The organism is Allobosea sp. WAO (assembly GCF_001509835.1).
GTDB lineage: Bacteria > Pseudomonadota > Alphaproteobacteria > Rhizobiales > Beijerinckiaceae > Allobosea.
In genome coordinates this window covers 214,261-230,732 of record NZ_JXTJ01000018.1, presented here as the reverse complement: position 1 = coordinate 230,732, position 16,472 = coordinate 214,261, and the positions used below count along the sequence as shown (strand labels likewise).

Here is a 16,472-nt window from a genome sequence, read left to right as displayed (position 1 = left end):
GATTGAGGATCTCCAGCGCTTCGAGGCGCCGCCTTCGCCGCAGGCACTGACCATCGCTAACGCAGCGCACGCAAGGCGTTGAGGATGACGACGATGTCGATCGCCTCCTGGAACAACGCGCCCTGGACCGGCGGCAGATGGCCGAAGGCGGCGACGATCATGCCGAGCACCGAGAGCCCGAGCCCGGCGAAGACGCTCTGCAGGGCGATGATGCGGGTGCGCCGGGCCGAGGCGATCGCCTTCGCCAGCGGCTCCAGCGCATCGACCAGCAGGACGACGCCCGCCGCCTCCGAGGAAGCCGCGGCACCGCGCGCGCCCATCGCGACGCCGACGCTCGCCGCGGCCAGCGCCGGCGCATCGTTCACGCCGTCCCCAACCATCATCACCGGTCCGGCCCGCTCTTCCTCCCGGATGACGGCGACCTTGCCCTCCGGCGTGAGATCGCCGAGCACCGCGTCGACCCCGAGGCTCGTCCCGACCGCGCGCGCGATCTCGCCGACATCGCCGGAGGCGAGCACGATCCGCTCGATCCCCACTTGGCGCAGGGTTGCGAGCGTCGCCTTGGCATCGTCGCGGAGCTGGTCCTGCAGCAGGATGACGCCGGCCAGCATGCCGTCGGCGGCGACTGCCACCATCAGCGTGCCGGGCGGCGCATCGGCTGCGAGCGTATCGGCATCGCCGCCGCTGCTGCGTCGCCCGACATAGCCGCCACCGCCGAGTGCGACGCGCCGTTCGCCGACCTTGCCCTCGATGCCCTTGCCGGGCGTTTCCGAGATCTCCGTCGGCGGGTGCAGTGCCAGCCCGGCTTCGGTCGCCGCCTTGATCAGCGAGGTTGCGACGACATGCGCCGAGGCCTGGTCGAGGCTCGCTGCCAGGGCCAGAACCTCGTCCTGCGAGAAACCGTTGACGGCGCGAATGGCGATGATCGTCGGCCGCCCTTGCGTCACCGTCCCCGTCTTGTCGAGGACCGCGATGCGAATGCGCGCCAGCGCCTCCAGCACGCCGCCATCCTTGACCAGCGCGCCGCTGCGGGCGCTCTTCGAGATGCCGGAGATGATCGCGACGGGAACCGCGAGGATCAGCGGACAGGGCGTCGCGACGACGAGCACGGCCAGCGCCCGGATCGGGTCGCCGCGGAACAGCCAGGCCGCGCCGGCGATGGCGAGCGTCAGCACGAGGAAGCCGATGGCATAGCGATCAGCGAGGCGCGCCATTGGCGCCTTGCTCGCCTGTGCCTGCTCGACAAGCCGGATGATGCCGGCATAGGTGCTCTCCGCCGCCGGGCGGCTGGCAATCAGGTCGAAGGGGGCCCCGACCAGGGTCGCGCCGCTCAGCGCGTCCATGCCGCGTTCGAAGGTCTGCGGCAGCGATTCCCCGGTCAGCGCCGAAAGGTCGAGCACGGCCGCGCCCTCGGCGACATGGCCGTCGACCGGCAGCACGTCGCCGGTGCGGATCAGCAAACGGTCGCCCTGCCGTACCTCAGCGGTCGGCACCTCCTCCAGTGCGCCATCGCGATAGCGTATTGCGGTGAAAGCGACACGGCCGAGCAGGGCCGACATTTCCCGCCGCGCCCGCCCCTGCGCATAGGCCTCGAGCAATTGCCCGCCGGCATACATCAGCGCGACGACATTGCCGGCGAGCGCCTCGCCGAACAGCAGCGCCGCGCTCATCGACAAGGCGGCGACGATGTCGAGCCCGACATCGCCCCGGCGCAGCGAGCCGGCGATCTGCAAGAGCAGGGCGGCGAGAACCGGAAGCGTCGCGAGCGTCCAGGCCCAGCGCGCCTCCGCGCCGTTCCACCAGAGGATGCCGCCGATCACCAGACCCGACAGAGCGATCGCGACCAGCGTCAGGTCGAGCCGCTCCCGCCAGAGGCTGGAGAGACGCATGCCCTGCGGAGCCGTAGCCGGCCCGGCCTCACGCATTTCGACCTTCATCTCCGGCACCAGCGCGTCTCCATCGCGTGCTCGGCCAGCATTGTCGCAGACGCCAAAGTCATCCGACCAGCCACCCTGCGCAACCCCGATGCTCGCCCTGCGGCGCTTGACCCAGGCGGCGGCAAGGTGAACTGGTGCGGATCCGGGCCGGGTGCCGAGTTCGCCAAGCAAGGTCCTGCCGATCAACGCAGCGGCGCTCGCAAGATACGGCGGCTTTCCCGCCGGGAAGCGGGACGACGGCCGGTGGATCGCCGAAGGCGGTTTCGCCATCAGAGAGCGGAAGACGAGATGCAGGCTGTGCCATTGAGCGTCGTGCTCGACTTCGACGGGGTCATCGTCGATTCCGTCGAGATCAAGTCGCAGGCCTTTCAGGATGCCTATCCCGAGGCGACACCCGAGCAGCGGAGCGAGATCGACCGCTACCACCATGCCCATGGCGGCATCAGCCGGCGCGAGAAGTTCCGCCATTTCGAGGTCGCACTGTTCGGGCGCGAGGCCGGGTCGGCGTCGATCGAGGCCCTGGCGGAGCGCTACCGCACCATCGTCTACGAAAAGGTCGTCGCCTGTCGGCTGATCCCGGGTGCGCTCGACTTCCTCAGCGAGGCGGCGGCACGCCTGCCGCTGCATCTGGTTTCCGGAACGCCGCGGGAGGAGCTCGAGGCGATCGTCGAGCGCCGTGGCCTGCGCCACTTCTTCCAGCGCGTCATCGGCGCGCCGACCTTGAAGCCCGCCGCCTTCGCGGCGCTCGCCGCCGAGCACGGGCACGACCCCGCCCGCATGGTCGCGATCGGCGATTCGACGACCGAATTCCACGCCGCCCGCAGCCTGGGCATGCCCTTCGTCGGCATCGTCGCCGAAGGGATCGTCAATCCGTTCCCGCCAGCGACCCCGATCCTGCCGGACATGACCGGACTTTCGCGCGTGCTCGGCCTCACCAGCGCGATGGCCGACGCCGCCCGCTGAACGCGCTGCGGCAGACTTGGCGATTCAGTCGGCCGGCTTGCCGGTGAAGACATAACCGACGCCGCGCACCGACTTGATCAGGGCCGGCGCCTTCGGATCGGGCTCGACCTTCTTGCGCAGTCTGGCGATCTGCGCGTCGATCGACCGGTCGAAGGCCTCGTGCGCACGACCGCGGGTGCGCTCCATCAGCATGTCGCGCGAGAACACCCGCCCGGGATGGCCGGCCAGCACCGCCAGAATGTCGAACTCGCCGGTGGTCAACATGATCTCGGCGCCGTTGGGGGCGCGCAGCTGTCGCCGCGCGAGGTCGAGCTGCCAGCCCTCGAAACGAATGAGCTCGCCTGCGGCTTTCGGCGCAGGCGCCTCGGCCCGTGGGCGCCGGCGCAGCACGGTCCGCAGCCGGGCCAGCACCTCGCGCAGATGGAAAGGCTTTGGGATGTAGTCGTCGGCGCCGATCTCGAGCCCGACGATCCGGTCGACGACATCGTCGCGGCCGGTCAGCATGATGATCGGCAGGTCGGAACCGGCGCGAATCTCGCGTGCCAGCATCAGCCCGTCCTCGCCGCCGGGCAGTACGAGATCGAGCAGGACGATGTCGATGCCGCCGCGCTGCAGGGCCTCGCGCATGCCGCGGCCGTCGCCGACCGCGCTGACGCGATAGCCCTCGCCCTCGAAATAGCGGATCAGCATCTGCCGGATGCGGGCGTCGTCGTCGACGACGAGAATGTGCTCGGCACGGCTCTGCGGATCAGCCATGGCTGGATAGGGACGAAAGCGGGCGGGCCAAGGCTGTTACAATCCGTTGCAATTCAGCACGCACGGTAACATGCGCATCGTTCCGGCGTCACGCGGGCGCGTTCAATTGCCACCATCGGATCGGAGACGAAGACGGTGGCCATGATCATTGCAAGCGCGGTTTCCAGCCTGCCGGGGCATGCCCCGATCCTCGCCGGCCCCCCGACGACGCCGAGCCTGCGCGGCCTGTTCGCGGGCCAGTCGCTCGAGAGCTTCGAGCCCGGCGCGACGCTGTTCTGGGAAGGTGACCGGTCGCGGCATGTCTTCGAGGTGCTGAAGGGCGTGCTGCGGCTCTACCGCATCCTGCCGGACGGGCGCCGGATCATCGTCGGCTTCGCCCAGGAAGGCGACATCATCGGCCTCGCCCCGGACGAGCATTGCCCGGCGACGGCCGAGGCGGTGAACGAGATCAGCCTGCGCCGGATCGAGCGCTGCCGCTTCCGCTCCCTGACCGAGGCATCGCCCGCCCTGACGCGCGAGTTCATCGCAGCGCTCTGCGAGGAGGTCGCCGCTGCCCAGGAGCAGATGATGCTGCTCGCCCGCCGCGGCGCCGAGGAGCGGGTCTGCGGCTTCCTGCTGCGGCAGATCCAGCGCGTCGCCGAAGGCGGCAAGCCCGCGGCCACGATCCCGCTGCCGATGAGCCGCACCGACATCGCCGACCATCTCGGCCTGACCATCGAGACGGTCTCGCGCACCTTCACCAATCTGACGCAACGTGGCGTGATCGCGCCCGAAGGGCGTCATGCCCTGGCGATTCGCCGCCCGGCGACGCTCGCCCGGCTTGCCGGCGCCGAAGACGACACCGATACTCCGCCCCGCGGCACAGGCGCGGCACGGCTGGCCGCCTGGCCCCACTGATCCCTCGCGAGGCCGGATGACCAGCGCAACCCAACCGAAAGCCACGAGCTGGGGCAGCATCGACGAGCTCGTCCGGATTCTCGACGGCGCCAACATCGTCGTCCACGATCTCGAAGGCCGGATCGCACGCTGGACCACCGGCTGCACACAGCTCTACGGCTGGAGTGCCGAGGAAGCCGTGGGGCGCAATGTTCAGGAATTGCTCGGCACCGTCTGCGAAGGCGCGCCAGAGGCGATGGCCGCCCGGCTGCGCGATCAGGGCACCTGGCATGGCGAGCTGCGGCAGAGGCATCGCAGCGGCCGCCCGGTCTTCGTCGCCAGCCGCTGCGTCGCCCTGTTGCCGGATGGCGCCGCCGATCCGGTGATCGTCGCCAAGAATATCGACATCAGCGATCTGAAATATGCCCAGGACGATCTCGCCGCCCGCGAATCGCATCTGCGCTCGATCCTCGAAACCGTGCCCGAGGCGATGGTGGTGATCGACGATGCCGGCGAGATGATCTCCTTCAGCAAGGCGGCGGAGAAGCTGTTCGGCTACAGCGCCGACGAGGTCTGCGGCCGCAATGTCCGCCTGCTCATGCCCAACCCCGATCGTGACAGGCATGACGGCTATATCGCGCGCTATGTCGCGACCGGCGAGCGCCGCATCATCGGCTTCGGCCGCGTCGTCACCGGCCAGCGCAAGGACGGCACCACCTTCCCGATGGAACTCGCCATCGGCGAGGCCGCGACCAATGGCAAGCGCATCTTCACCGGCTTCATCCGCGACCTGACGAGCCGCCACAAGATGGAGGAGGAATTGCGCCAAGCCCAGAAGATGGAAGCGGTCGGCCAGCTCACCGGCGGCATCGCCCATGACTTCAACAACCTGCTGACGGTGATCAGCGGCAATCTCGAAATGATCGAGCGCCGCCTCGACGACAAGGATTTGCGCGTGCTGCTGCGCGAAGCGCAGGACGCCGCCGAGGACGGCGCCAAGCTGACCGGCCAGCTGCTCGCCTTCGGCCGCCGCCAGACGCTCACGCCCAAGCTCACCGATATCGGCCAGCTCGTCTCGAATTTCGCCGACCTGCTGCGACGCACCCTCGGCGAAGCCATCGAATTGCGCACCGTCGTCACCGGCGCCGGCCATACCGCCCTCGTCGATGGCGCGCAGTTGCAGAACGCCTTGCTCAATCTCGCGCTCAACGCGCGCGATGCGATGCCGCGCGGCGGCCGTCTCACGGTCGAGATCTCGCGCCGGCGGCTCGATGCCGACTACGCCCAGGAGCATCCGCAGCTACGCATCGGCGATTATGTCCTGCTCAGCGTCGCCGATACCGGGATCGGCATGAGCGCCGAGGTGCAGCAGCGCGCCTTTGAGCCGTTCTTCACCACCAAGGGCGTCGGCGCCGGCACCGGGCTCGGCCTCAGCATGGCCTTCGGCTTCGCCCGCCAGTCGGGCGGCGACCTCCAGCTCCAGAGCGAGCTCGGCAAGGGCACGACGCTGCAGCTCTTCCTGCCGGCCGCCGCGCCTGCTCCCGTGCAGCCAGAGCAACGGCCGGAAGAGGCCCCGCCCGCAGCCAGCCAGCCGCAGAGCCGCGAGTTGATCCTGGTGGTCGAGGACGATGCCCGGGTGAGGCGCGTCGCGGTCGCCAGGCTCGAGACAGAGGGCTATCGCGTCATCGAAGCCGCGACCGGCGCCCAGGCGCTCGCCTTGCTCGGGCAGCATCCCGAGATCGACCTGCTCTTCACCGATATCGTGATGCCCGGCGGCATGCTCGGCGACGAGCTTGCCAAGGAAGCACGTGCGCTTCGCCCGGAGATCAAGGTGCTGTTTACCTCCGGCTATGCCGAACCCGGGCTGCCGGGGCGAGACCTCGCCGAGGGCGGCTGGCTGAAGAAGCCCTATACGGCGCGCGAGCTGGCGACGCGGCTTCGCGAGTTGCTCGACTGAGACGCAGTAGGGCTGGCCGGGAACGCATTGGCCAGCTGATCCTCATCAGAAAGTGGAAGGCTGCCGAACCTCCGCAGAGTGGCCTCGCCATTCCGGACAAGCCGTAGCGCGGCGTCGGTCCGAAATCCCTCGAAAGACCCCAGCGCTCTCCGATGAATCCCGGGGCAAGCCCGGGATGACGAAGCGCTTTGAGAGAGCCTTACGAGCGCTGGCCCGGAGCCGCGACCGGCGAATCGGCCGGCACCGGCTCGGTCGCGAGGTCGTCATCGTCGAGGATGCGCCAGCCCGGCCCTTCCAGATCGCTGTACTGGCCCGTACGCATGTTCCAGAAGAAGGCGGCGAGCCCGAGGAGGCCGAGCGCCAAGGCAAGCGGCATCAGCACGACCAGGATGTTCATGCGGAGACCTCCCGAGCAGGGGTGGCCGGCTGGCGGCCGCCCCTCAAGGCGTTGAGCGTGACGACCAGCGACGAGCCCGACATCGCAACCGCCGCGACCAGCGGGGTGGCGAAGCCGGCGATCGCAATCGGAACGGCGACGGCATTGTAGAGCACCGCGAACCAGAGGTTCTGCACCATCAGCCGGCGCGCCTTGCGCGCGATGCGCAGGCTGGCCGCGACCGGCGCCAGCTCCTCGCCGAGAAAGACGATGTCGGCCGAGGCCTGCGCCAGCTGGGTCGCGCTGATCGGCGACATCGAGGCATGGGCCTTCGCCAGGGCCGGGGCGTCATTCAGCCCGTCGCCGACCATCAGCGTCCGGCGGCCGGCGGCTGCCAGGCGCTCGAGCTCGGCGATCTTCTCGTTCGGCCGCTGCCCGGCCTTGAACTCGGCGATCCCGAGCGCCACGGCGAGCGGTGCTACCGCCTCAAGCCGGTCGCCGGAGAGGATGACGACGTCGAGGCCGAGCGCCCGCAGATCGCGGATGCTCGCCGCCGCATCGGGCCGCAAATGCTGGTCCACGGCGAAAACGGCGCAGCGCGCGCCATGGCGCCATGCGATCAGCGATGCAGCGGGATAGGCGGCAGATGCGGCCGCCGCTTCCGCCTCGGCACCGCAGAAGGCGACGCTGCCGAGGCGCATCTCGACATCGTCGACCATGGCACTGAGCCCGAGCCCGTGATGCTCCCGCACGGTATCGAGCGGACGCGGCTCGCCCGCCGCCATGGCGATCGGCCGGGCCAGCGGGTGGCGGCTCGCCGCGGCGAGCCCTCCGGCGGCGGCGAGCACCTCCGGCGCGATCGCCGCGAGATTGCTCAAACCGGGTTCTGGCAGGGTCAGCGTTCCCGTCTTGTCGAACACCACGGTGTCTACCTCGGCGAGGCGTTCGAGCGCATCGCCCTGCTTCAGCATGACCTTGCGCCGGAACAGCGCCGCGGCCGAGACCACCTGCACCGCCGGGATCGCGAGGCCGAGCGCGCAGGGGCAGGTGATGATCAGCACGGTGATCGCGATGATCAGCGCCTGGTGCCAGGCGAGCCCGAACAGCATCCAGCCGAGGAAAGTCGCGAGCGCGGTCGCGTGCACCACCGGCGCGTAGAGCCGGGCCGCCCGGTCGGACAGGCGGACATAGCGCGAGCGGCTCTCGACCGCCTGGGCCATCAGCCGATCGATCTCGGAAAGCAGCGTCCCGGCTCCCGCAGCCTCGACCCGGATCGTCAGCGCGCCCGAGAGATTGAGCGTGCCGGCATGAACGCGCTCGCCGGCGGAGACCGAGGCCGGCGCGGTCTCGCCGGTGACCAGGCTCTGGTCGATCTCGGAGCTGCCGCTCTCGACCAGCCCGTCGACACTCACCCGCTCGCCCGGCCGCACCAGCACGAGGTCGCCCGCCGCGATCGCCGCGATCGGCACCACGACGCTGGTTCCGTCGGCGCCGAGCCTCGTCGCGGTCTCCGCCTTGAGCGCCGCGAGATTGCCGGCGAGGTCGCGGGTGCGCCGGCGCATCAGCTGGTCGAGATAGCGCCCGATCAGGAGGAAGAAGATCAGCATCACCACGCCGTCGAAATAGGCGTGCTCGCCATGGTTCAGCGTGACGACGACCGACATTCCGAGCGCCAGCACGATGCCGAGCATGATCGGCACGTCCATGTTGACGGCGCCGGCCCGCAGCGCCCGCAGCGCGCTCTCGAAGAAGGGCCGGCCGGCATAGGCTGCGGTCGGCAGCGCGATCAGCGCCGAGACCCAATGGAAGAAGTCGCGCGTAACCGGGTTGATGTCGTTGGCGTTGCCGGACCAGACGGAGACCGACAGCAGCATGATGTTCATGGAGGCGAAGCCGGCGACACCGAGATAGCGCAGCAGCTGCTTGTCCTCCTGCTGCGCCGCCTCGCGCTCCTGCGCCGGCAGAAACGGGTAGGCCTTGAATCCGAGCGCAGCGAGGCTGGCGACGATGGCTTCCGGCCGCAGCGCGCCCTCGCGCCATTCGACGGTGACGCGCTTGAGCGCGAGATTGACGCGCGCGTTCAGGATGCCGGTCTCCCGGGCGAGACCGCGCTCGATCGCATGCATGCAGCCGGCGCAGCGCATGCCGTCGACGGCGAGCTCCATGCCGGCGACGCCGCCGCTGCCATGCCGCACGAAGATCGAGAGATCCTGGCCGTCAGCCATGGCTCAGTCCTTCAGCATCACGCGACTACGGGTGTCGAAGACGGCAGCGCCGTCCCGCCGGGCGGTGAGCGCCAGCGTCCAGGCTCCGGCGGGCAGATCCGACAGCCGCGCCTGGTAGCGCCCGGGCGCGATCTCGGCGAGTTCGACCTGCCGGTCGCTGCCGCGCCGCGCCGGGTGCTCCAGCCTGACATCGACGGACAGCCCGGCGACCGGCTGCCCCGACCTGTCCGCGAAGGTCACGGCCACGACCTCGGTGCCGGCCTCCCGGCGCAGATCGGCGTCGACATGCCAGCCGCGCTCGTTCTGTGCCCGCATCCGGGCGATCTCCTGGTTAAAGCGCTGGCTTGTCTCGTAGGCGCTCCGGACGTCGACGCCCGGCATGGTCCGGATCGCGATCGTCATCATCACCCCGTTGACGCCAGCGACCACGGCGAAGAAGCCGATCATCGCGAAGAGCACGAAGCGGCCGCTGAGCCTGAAGGGTGCGCGCGGCGCCGGAGGCGGCGCTGGCAGGTCGATCGGCATGGCAAAGCCTCCGCAGCAGGACATGGAGCTCTCGCTAGGACAGGAACGGGAAAGCCTCGGGGCGAGGATTTCGCATGGATCCTGCCTGTACGCTTTGATCCCGATCAGATCGGGCTTCGGGCAGGCGCCGATTGCGCACCCGCCCCAAGAAATCCGGCGCTAGAGCATTTCCGCGATTCCCTGAATCGCGGAAATGCTCTATCTCTTTGTTTTATCGCGTTTTCTTCACGCGAACCGGTACCCACTTCGCTCGAAAACGCTCTAGGGCGCCATGAAGTGATCCTCGGCCCGCACGACTTCGCCGGCGAAGAGATCCGAGGCGGTGATGGTGACCGGCTGCGACTTTTCGAGATGGACATCCGCCGGAACCGTGACAAGGACGCGGACCTCGCGCGAACTGTCGGGCTCGACCGTCACGACCGGCCGCAGATCGGCGGTCGCCGCCGAGCCGACCGCTTCGATGCGCGCCCCCGCCGGCCCCGACACCGTCAGCGCGAAGGGCCGCGATTCCGGCCGCTTGTTGAGCAGGCGCACGGTGTAGCTGTTGCGGATCGAGCCGTCGCTGAGCTTGACGAACAGCGGCGAGCGCTCATGCAGCACCGAGATGTCCGCCATTTTGCGGGTCGCGAGCTGGTAGACCATCGCCCCGCCGACCACCAGGATCAGGCCGGCATAGGTCAGGGTGCGGGCCCGCAGCGGCCGATAGACCGGCTTCTGGCCGGCCTGCCGGCGCTTTACGTTGTCGTCGGTATCGTAGGCGATAAGCCCCGCGGGATAGCCGACCTTGGTCATCACCGTGTTGCAGGCGTCGATGCAAAGCCCGCACTGGATGCAGTCCATCTGCGCGCCGTCGCGAATGTCGATGCCGGTCGGGCAGACCGCGACGCACTGGTTGCAGTCGATGCAGTCGCCAGCCGGGGCGCCGGTGCTGCGCAGGCGCTGGGCCTGCTTCACCGAGACGCGCGGCTCGCCGCGATCGTAGCGATAGGTGACGTTGAGCGCGTCGTCGTCGGTCAGTGCCGCCTGGATGCGCGGCCAGGGGCACATATAGGTGCAGACCTGCTCGCGCATGATCCCGGCCAGCGAATAGGTGGTGAAGGTCAGGATCGCGATCCAGACATAGGCCGAGAGCGGGGCGGTGAAGGTCGCGAGCTCCTTCACCAGCGTCGGCGCATCGGCGAAGTAGAGCACCCAGGCACCGCCGGTCCACCAGGCGATCACCAACCAGACCGCGTGCTTGGCGCTCTTGCGCCAGGCCTTGTCGAAGGACCAGGGCGCCTCGTCGCGCTTGATCCGCTCGCGCCGGTCGCCCTCGAAGAAGCGCTCGACGGCGAGGAAGAGATCGGTCCAGACCGTCTGCGGGCAGAGATAGCCGCACCACACCCGGCCGGCGACGGCATTCATCAGGAACAGCACGAAGGCCGCCAGGATCAGCAGCCCCGTGAAGTAATAGACCTCCTGCGGCCAGATCTCGATGAAGAAGAAGTAGAAGCGGTTATTGGCGATGTCGGCCAGCACCGCCTGGTTCGGCAGGTTGGGGCCGCGGTCCCAACGCAGGAAGGGCAGCAGGTAGTAGATACCGAGGCAGAGGACGAGGATGATCCATTTCGCCCTCCGATACGGGCCGGAGACGCTCTGCGGATAAACCTTCTTCGAGGGAGCGAAGAGGGGCAGATCGTCTGCGTCGGCAGTCGACATGTTATTGGCCTCCGCCGAGCGAGTGCACGTAGACGGTCAGCGCCTTGATCGTGGTGGCGTCGAGCCGCTGCCGCCAGGCCGGCATCACGCCATTGCGGCTGTTGGCGATCGTCTCGGTCAGCGACGCCATGTCCATGCCGTAGAGCGAGATCGCGTCGGTCAGGTCGGGCGCACCCATCTCGCGATTGCCCTTGCCCTGGTCGCCATGGCAGGCGGCGCAGTTGTCGGCATAGACCTTGGCGCCGCCGGCGAGATCGGCCTTCGGCTCGGTCGACAGGCCGGCGATCGACCGGACATGGTTGGCGACGGCGCGGATCTGGGCGGCGTCGAGCATCTTATCGCGGCCGAAGGCCGGCATCTGGCTGACGCGCGTATCCGGATCGCCGGCGAAGCGGATGCCGTGCTCCAGCGTCTTCTGGATCTCGGCGAACGAGCCGCCCCAGAGCCAGTCGTCATCGTTGAGGTTCGGATAGCCCTTGGCCCCGCCCCCGCCGACGCCGTGGCAGGCGGCGCAATTGTCGCCGAAGGCGGCCTTGCCCTGCGCCATGGCGATGCGGAACAGCTCCGGATCGGCCTTGATCTGCTCGAAGGAAGCTTCCGTCAGCGCCTTTGACTGGGCTGCGCGCTCCTGCTTCAACAGCGCCATGTCCTGGGCGATGTCGATGCGCGAGGCATAGCCGATCACGCCCTTGGTCGCATCGGTCAGCAACGGCCAGGCCGGATAGACCACCCAGTAGCCGATCGACCAGATGATGGTGGCGTAGAAGATGCCGAGCCACCAGCGCGGCAGCGGCGTGTTCAGCTCCTGGATGCCGTCCCACTCATGGCCGGTGGTCGACTGGCCGGTGGCGGCGTCGAATTGCGGTGCGTGCTTGTCCTGCTCGGCCATGGTTCAGTCCTCCCGCAGGGGGGTGCGGGCCGCTTCTTCGAAGCGCGCGCGGTTGCTCGGCCAGAGGGCGTAGGCGCAGATCGCCAGGAACACGCCCATGAAGTAGAGGACGCCGGTCGACTGGGCGAATTGAGCGAGCCAGGTGTAGGTCGATGTCGTCATGGCGGTGCTCACCGGATGTTGGCCTTGTCGTCGTAGAGCTTGAAGTCGACCAGCGTGCCGAGCACCTGCAGATAGGCGATCAGGGCATCGGCCTCGCTGATCTTCTGGCCGTCGCCGTCGAAGTCGCGGATCTGCGCCTTCGGGTAGCGCTTCTCCAGCTCGGCGGCGCGCGGATGGTCAGGCGTCGCCTGTGCCTCGAGATCGCGCTTCGCGTCCTCGATCATCTCGTCGGTGTAGGGGACGCCGCTGGCGCGGTTGGCGCGCAGATGGTTGGCGATGTCGTTGTAGTTCAGCTCGGTCTTCGCCAGGAAGGGATACCCCGGCATGATCGACTGCGGCACGAGATCGCGCGGCCGATTGAGATGGGCAAGCTGCCATTCGTCGGAGTACTTGCCGCCGACGCGGGCGAGATCGGGCCCGGTCCGCTTCGAGCCCCACTGGAAGGGCTTGTCGTACATGCTTTCCGCCGCGAGCGAGTAATGCCCGTAGCGCTCGATCTCGTCGCGCAGCGGCCGGATCATCTGGCTGTGGCAGTTGTAGCAGCCCTCGCGCACATAGATCGCGCGGCCGGCGAGCTCCAGCGGCGTGTAGGGCCGCATGCCCTCGACCTTCTCGATCGTGTTGCGCAGGTAGAACAGCGGCGCGATCTCGATCAGGCCGCCGATCGAGATCACGATCAGCACCCCGATCACCAGGATGATCGAATTGGTTTCGAAGATCTTGTGCTTCGACCACAGCGACTGGCGCGGCGCCTGCTTGGGGGCGTCGAGGCTCGACATGGGACAGGTTCCTTACTGGGCGGGGACGAGCTGCGGATCGGGCGCGTGCTCGCGCTGCGGCGCGCCGCTCCTCACCGTCATCCAGAGGTTGAAGGCCATGATCAGCGCGCCGGCGAGGAAGAGGCCGCCGCCCATCGCGCGGATCACGTAGTAGGGCTTCATCGCCGCGACCGTCTCGATGAAGGAGTATTCGAGGAAGCCGAGCGAGGTGTAGGCCCGCCACATCAGGCCCTGCATGATCCCCGACACCCACATCGCCGAGATGTAGAGCACGATGCCGAGCGTCGAGATCCAGAAGTGCCAGTTCACCAGCTTGAGCGAATACAGCTCCTTGCGGTTCCACAGCCAGGGCACGAGGCAGTAGATCGCGCCGAAGGAGATGTAGGCGACCCAGCCGAGCGCGCCGGAATGGACATGGCCGATGGTCCAGTCGGTGTAGTGCGAGAGCCCGTTCACCGCCTTGATCGACATCAGCGGACCTTCGAAGGTCGACATGCCGTAGAAGGCGAGCGAGACGACCATCATTCGCAGGACCGGATCGGTGCGCAGCTTGTCCCAGGCGCCAGACAGGGTCATCAGCCCGTTGATCATGCCGCCCCAGGAGGGCATCCACAGCATGATCGAGAAGGTCATGCCGAGCGTCTGCGCCCAGTCCGGCAGCGCGGTGTAGTGCAGATGGTGCGGGCCGGCCCAGATGTAGAGGAAGATCAGCGCCCAGAAGTGGATGATCGAGAGTCGGTAGCTGTAGACCGGACGCTCGGCCCGCTTCGGCACGAAGTAGTACATCAGCGCCAGGAAGCCGGCGGTCAGGAAGAAGCCGACCGCGTTATGGCCGTACCACCACTGGAACATCGCATCCTGCACGCCCGACCAGAGGCCGTAGGACTTCGGCGACAGGATCGAGACCGGCCAAGCGACGTTGTTGCCGATATGCAGGACGGCGATGGTCAGGATGAACCCGAGATAGAACCAGTTCGCCACATAGATGTGTGGCTCCTTGCGCTTCGCGAGCGTGCCAAGGAAGACCAGGAGATAGACGACCCAGACCGCGGTCAGCCAGAGATCGGCATACCATTCCGGCTCGGCGTATTCCTTGCTCTGGGTGATGCCGAGCAGGTAGCCGGTGCCGGCGATGACGATGAAGAGGTTGTAGCCGAGCACCACGAACCAGGGCGAGAGATCGCCGGCGAGGCGGGCATGGCTGGTGCGCTGCACCACGTAGAACGAGGTGCCGATCAGCACGTTGCCGCCAAAGGCGAAGATCACCGCCGAGGTGTGCAGCGGCCGCAGCCGGCCGAAATTGATCCAGGGCAGGTCGAAATTGAGATCGGGGAAGGCGAGCTGCAGGGCGATGATCAGCCCGACCGTGAAGCCGGCGATACCCCAGACCATCGCGGCGACGGTCGCGAACTTGACCGGCTCCATATTGTAGTTCGGCCGGCCGCCGATCTCCTGCGGCGCCGGCACCTGGCCGGGCCGGAAGCAGCGGTTCGCGATCAGGAATACGGACGCCAGCGCCGCCAGCGCCCCGAGGGCCGCATGGAAAGCATACCCGCGGTCCTCAGTCATGGCAGCGATCAGAATCAGCGGCAGCACGGACGCGGCCGCGAGCACCATCCCGCCTATCTCTCCCACCGTGGCCCGCCGGATCGGATAGCCAATCGCCGCCATGCGACACCCCTTCATCTCGCTGCGGCGCAACACAGGCGCCTCCTGCCGAGGGGTTACCCGTCCGTGCGGGATTTGGCCTTGATGCAGATCAACTGCTTCTGAAGAGCGGGAAGCGCGAGGCGATCAAAGGGAAAAGCGCTCGGACGCCAGTGCTCGCGGCGACGATTTTGCGGCGCAGCAATCGGCGCGCAAAGCCGCACCCGGCGCTCCGCGCGGTGACACGCCGGCCGGCCGCTCAGGCCGCAGCCAGGCTCGTCATGCCCTCGAGGTCGAGCAGGCGCACCCCGTCCGGCACGATCAGGATCTTGCGGTTCCTGGCCAGCTTGCTGAAGGTCCGGCTGACCGTTTCGATTGTCAGCCCGAGGAAATCGGCGATGTCCTGGCGGCTCATCGGCAGCTCGATCGTCGTCGTGGAGCGCCCGAGCCTGGCCCAGCGCTCGCGCATGGTCAGCAGGAAGCAGACCAGCCGTTCCTCGGCATTGCGCCGGCCGAGAAGCAGCATCTGCTCCTGGGCCAGGGTCAGTTCATGCGTGGCGTAGTCGTGCAGGCGCCGCAGCAGATGCGGCTTGGCGTCGACCAGCGCCGAATAGGCCGAGCGCGGGAAGGCGCAGGCGGTGACGGTCTCGATCGCATCGGCGGAGAAGCCGAAGGCATCGCGCATCGCTAGGCCGAGGAAATCGCCGGGTAGGGCGAAGCCGACGATCTGCCGGCGCCCGTCGGGCAGGAGCTTGTAGAGCCGCACCGCGCCGCCGGTGAGATTATAGACCGCCTCGGCCGGCTGGCCCTGGACGAAGAGCGTTTCCTTGGCGCCGAAGGTCACCGGATGGGCCAGCGCGTCGAGCAGAGCGAGCTCGTCCGAGGCCAGGCAAGCGCAGATGCTCATCGGGCGAATGCCGCAAGTCTGACATCCCGCCTTCGGGGGGCGTTGCTGGGCACAGGCCAGAATACTGCAATCCACGGCGTCTCACCTCGCTGCGACCCGCATCGCGGTGCCGCCGAAACCGGAAGGAGCCATGCATCAAAGCGTAGGTCTGTAATTGATCCTGATCAATGCGGACGGGTTGCCGCACCTGTCCTCTCCGCCGGCCCTGGGAGGAAGGGAACAAGGTGAGCGACGATATCCTGCAAGCAAGACGGATCACGCCCGCGGAAGCCGGCCGGGCCTATCAGCTCGTCTCTATGTTCCATCCCGATGTGAGCAAGGCGCAGTGGACGCGCTATCTGCGCTCCTATGCCGGCAGGGACGGCCGGCGCGGTCTCGTCATCCTCGAGGATGCGCGCGGCTGCGTCCATGCGATCTTCGCCTTTTGCGTACTGCGCTCCCTGCGCGACGAGGCGACCTTGCAGATCACCGAGCTCGCCACCGCCCGCCTGCCCGGTTCGGTGCCGACACGAGCGCTGATGCGCTTCGCCAACGCGCTCGCCGCTGAGCTCGGCCTGCCCTCGGTCCTGCTCGACCTCGAACCGGTCTCGATCGCGACCTTCGACGATCGCAGCCTCGCCCGCACCGGCTATGCCCTCGATCGGGTCACGCTGCGGGCAAGCTCCGCCGGCTGACCCGGCCCGGCCGAGCGGCCCCGCCTGCAGCAAGATAATTCGTACACGAACAATATTGGATCCGCCGCTCGGCGGCATTCGCGCTTGCCAGACGCCATTGC

The 16,472-nt window shown here is 68.1% G+C and carries 15 protein-coding genes; 4 read left to right on the top strand and 11 right to left on the bottom strand.

All coding sequences use genetic code 11. The features are described 5' to 3' along the window. Window positions 1-56 precede the first annotated feature (56 nt). A complete protein-coding gene (locus DK26_RS26925; RefSeq protein WP_248310120.1) occupies window positions 57-1,937 on the bottom strand; it encodes a heavy metal translocating P-type ATPase in 1,881 nt (626 codons plus the stop codon). Window positions 1,938-2,225: 288 nt separating this feature from the next. On the opposite strand from DK26_RS26925, the gene DK26_RS26920 reads away from it, so the two are divergent. Next, window positions 2,226-2,900, top strand: a complete 675-nt coding sequence (locus DK26_RS26920) for an HAD hydrolase-like protein (protein ID WP_066479493.1) — start codon at window positions 2,226-2,228, stop codon at window positions 2,898-2,900. 24 nt (window positions 2,901-2,924) lie between these two features. Here DK26_RS26920 and DK26_RS26915 read toward each other — a convergent pair whose 3' ends face one another. Then, the gene (locus DK26_RS26915) at window positions 2,925-3,656 is read right to left on the bottom strand and encodes a response regulator (protein WP_066479489.1); all 732 of its coding nucleotides are present in this window, start codon (window positions 3,654-3,656) and stop codon (window positions 2,925-2,927) included. A 141-nt stretch (window positions 3,657-3,797) separates the two neighbouring features. Here DK26_RS26915 and DK26_RS26910 point away from each other — a divergent pair, with 141 nt between their 5' ends. Next, window positions 3,798-4,553, top strand: a complete 756-nt coding sequence (locus DK26_RS26910) for a helix-turn-helix domain-containing protein (RefSeq protein ID WP_083533632.1) — start codon at window positions 3,798-3,800, stop codon at window positions 4,551-4,553. Between the two features lie 16 nt (window positions 4,554-4,569). Beyond that, the gene (locus tag DK26_RS26905; protein WP_066479487.1) at window positions 4,570-6,489 is read left to right on the top strand and encodes a PAS domain S-box protein; all 1,920 of its coding nucleotides are present in this window, start codon (window positions 4,570-4,572) and stop codon (window positions 6,487-6,489) included. Window positions 6,490-6,688: 199 nt separating this feature from the next. Here the strand turns inward: DK26_RS26905 and ccoS are convergent, their stop codons facing one another. From ccoS to DK26_RS26860, 9 genes are all read right to left on the bottom strand, one after another. Then, complete coding sequence (gene ccoS, locus DK26_RS26900) at window positions 6,689-6,886, bottom strand: cbb3-type cytochrome oxidase assembly protein CcoS (protein ID WP_066479485.1); 198 nt, start codon at window positions 6,884-6,886, stop codon at window positions 6,689-6,691. Continuing rightward, on the bottom strand, window positions 6,883-9,090 hold the full coding sequence (locus tag DK26_RS26895; RefSeq protein ID WP_066479480.1) for a heavy metal translocating P-type ATPase: 2,208 nt from the start codon (window positions 9,088-9,090) through the stop codon (window positions 6,883-6,885). The genes ccoS and DK26_RS26895 overlap by 4 nt, the downstream gene beginning before the upstream one ends. Before the next feature lie 3 nt (window positions 9,091-9,093). Then, window positions 9,094-9,615, bottom strand: a complete 522-nt coding sequence (locus DK26_RS26890; RefSeq protein WP_066479477.1) for a FixH family protein — start codon at window positions 9,613-9,615, stop codon at window positions 9,094-9,096. Window positions 9,616-9,876: 261 nt separating this feature from the next. After that, window positions 9,877-11,313: a cytochrome c oxidase accessory protein CcoG gene (ccoG, locus tag DK26_RS26885; RefSeq protein ID WP_066479476.1), complete on the bottom strand. Its 1,437-nt coding sequence runs from the start codon at window positions 11,311-11,313 to the stop codon at window positions 9,877-9,879. Between the two features lies 1 nt (window position 11,314). Continuing rightward, window positions 11,315-12,202 carry a cytochrome-c oxidase, cbb3-type subunit III gene (ccoP, locus tag DK26_RS26880; RefSeq protein WP_066479472.1) on the bottom strand — a complete coding sequence of 296 codons (888 nt, stop codon included), beginning with the start codon at window positions 12,200-12,202 and terminating at the stop codon, window positions 11,315-11,317. 3 nt (window positions 12,203-12,205) lie between these two features. Next, window positions 12,206-12,364 (bottom strand): cbb3-type cytochrome c oxidase subunit 3, encoded by a 159-nt coding sequence (locus tag DK26_RS26875; protein ID WP_066479469.1) that lies wholly within the window; start codon window positions 12,362-12,364, stop codon window positions 12,206-12,208. An 8-nt stretch (window positions 12,365-12,372) separates the two neighbouring features. Continuing rightward, complete coding sequence (ccoO, locus tag DK26_RS26870; protein ID WP_066479467.1) at window positions 12,373-13,143, bottom strand: cytochrome-c oxidase, cbb3-type subunit II; 771 nt, start codon at window positions 13,141-13,143, stop codon at window positions 12,373-12,375. A 12-nt stretch (window positions 13,144-13,155) separates the two neighbouring features. After that, window positions 13,156-14,760 carry a cytochrome-c oxidase, cbb3-type subunit I gene (gene ccoN, locus DK26_RS26865; RefSeq protein ID WP_248310115.1) on the bottom strand — a complete coding sequence of 535 codons (1,605 nt, stop codon included), beginning with the start codon at window positions 14,758-14,760 and terminating at the stop codon, window positions 13,156-13,158. Between the two features lie 289 nt (window positions 14,761-15,049). Continuing rightward, on the bottom strand, window positions 15,050-15,697 hold the full coding sequence (locus DK26_RS26860; protein WP_083533630.1) for a helix-turn-helix domain-containing protein: 648 nt from the start codon (window positions 15,695-15,697) through the stop codon (window positions 15,050-15,052). A gap of 224 nt (window positions 15,698-15,921) precedes the next feature. Between DK26_RS26860 and DK26_RS26855 the strand changes: the two genes are divergently transcribed. After that, window positions 15,922-16,371, top strand: coding sequence for a hypothetical protein (locus tag DK26_RS26855; RefSeq protein WP_066479462.1), 450 nt, complete (start codon window positions 15,922-15,924; stop codon window positions 16,369-16,371). The last annotated feature ends 101 nt before the right edge of the window (window positions 16,372-16,472 follow it).

Bases quoted from the DNA above. Each gene is read 5' to 3' on its own strand.
- DK26_RS26925 (WP_248310120.1), bottom strand. From the start codon at position 1,937: ATGAAGGTCGAAATGCGTGAGGCCGGGCCGGCTACGGCTCCGCAGGGC.
- ccoG (WP_066479476.1), bottom strand. From the start codon at position 11,313: ATGTCGACTGCCGACGCAGACGATCTGCCCCTCTTCGCTCCCTCGAAG.
- DK26_RS26875 (WP_066479469.1), bottom strand. From the start codon at position 12,364: ATGACGACATCGACCTACACCTGGCTCGCTCAATTCGCCCAGTCGACC.
- ccoS (WP_066479485.1), bottom strand. From the start codon at position 6,886: ATGAACATCCTGGTCGTGCTGATGCCGCTTGCCTTGGCGCTCGGCCTC.
- DK26_RS26910 (WP_083533632.1), top strand. From the start codon at position 3,798: ATGATCATTGCAAGCGCGGTTTCCAGCCTGCCGGGGCATGCCCCGATC.
- ccoN (WP_248310115.1), bottom strand. From the start codon at position 14,760: ATGGTGCTCGCGGCCGCGTCCGTGCTGCCGCTGATTCTGATCGCTGCC.
- DK26_RS26920 (WP_066479493.1), top strand. From the start codon at position 2,226: ATGCAGGCTGTGCCATTGAGCGTCGTGCTCGACTTCGACGGGGTCATC.
- DK26_RS26860 (WP_083533630.1), bottom strand. From the start codon at position 15,697: ATGAGCATCTGCGCTTGCCTGGCCTCGGACGAGCTCGCTCTGCTCGAC.
- DK26_RS26895 (WP_066479480.1), bottom strand. From the start codon at position 9,090: ATGGCTGACGGCCAGGATCTCTCGATCTTCGTGCGGCATGGCAGCGGC.
- ccoO (WP_066479467.1), bottom strand. From the start codon at position 13,143: ATGTCGAGCCTCGACGCCCCCAAGCAGGCGCCGCGCCAGTCGCTGTGG.
- DK26_RS26905 (WP_066479487.1), top strand. From the start codon at position 4,570: ATGACCAGCGCAACCCAACCGAAAGCCACGAGCTGGGGCAGCATCGAC.
- ccoP (WP_066479472.1), bottom strand. From the start codon at position 12,202: ATGGCCGAGCAGGACAAGCACGCACCGCAATTCGACGCCGCCACCGGC.
- DK26_RS26915 (WP_066479489.1), bottom strand. From the start codon at position 3,656: ATGGCTGATCCGCAGAGCCGTGCCGAGCACATTCTCGTCGTCGACGAC.
- DK26_RS26890 (WP_066479477.1), bottom strand. From the start codon at position 9,615: ATGCCGATCGACCTGCCAGCGCCGCCTCCGGCGCCGCGCGCACCCTTC.